The organism is Corynebacterium tuscaniense, assembly GCF_008693065.1.
Taxonomy (GTDB): domain Bacteria; phylum Actinomycetota; class Actinomycetes; order Mycobacteriales; family Mycobacteriaceae; genus Corynebacterium; species Corynebacterium tuscaniense.
Window position 1 is genome coordinate 1 of sequence record NZ_VXKH01000180.1, and the last position, 610, is coordinate 610.

General features: G+C 57.0%; 1 protein-coding gene. It reads right to left on the reverse strand.

Going from position 1 to position 610, the window contains the following annotated elements:
- Positions 1 to 610 (reverse strand): phage tail tape measure protein (locus F4V54_RS11170; protein ID WP_150387177.1); only part of this gene is annotated, 610 nt, incomplete at both ends.

Sequence of the window (610 nt, forward strand, 5' to 3'; positions counted from 1 at the left end):
TGTCGCCAAGTGCAGCCAGCTGACGTTTGTACTCCAGCGTCTCATCTTTATGCGCCAGCAGGGATTTCTCCTGTGCAGACAGCTGGCGACGTTGCGCCGCCTCCTCCAGTACCGCGAACTGACTCTCCGCCTTCCACAAATCCCGGCGCTGCTGGCTGATTTTCTCATTTGCTCCGGCATGCTTCTCCAGCGTCCGGAGTTCTGCCTGAAGCGTCAGCAGGGCAGCATGAGCACTGTCTTCCTGACGATCGCCCGCAGGCACCTTCACGCTGGACTGTTTCGGCTTTTTCAGCGTCGCTTCATAATCCTTTTTCGCCGCCGCCATCAGCGTGTTGTAATCCGCCTGCAGGATTTTCCCGTCTTTCAGTGCCTTGTTCAGTTCTTCCTGACGGGCGGTATATTTCTCCAGCGGCGTCTGCAGCCGTTCGTAAGCCTTCTGCGCCTCTTCGGTATATTTCAGCCGTGACGCTTCGGTATCGCTCTGCTGCTGCGCATTTTTGTCCTGTTGAGTCTGCTGCTCAGCCTTCTTTCGGGCGGCTTCAAGCGCAAGACGGGCCTTTTCACGATCATCCCAGTAACGCGCCCGCGCTTCATCGTTAACGGATCCGAT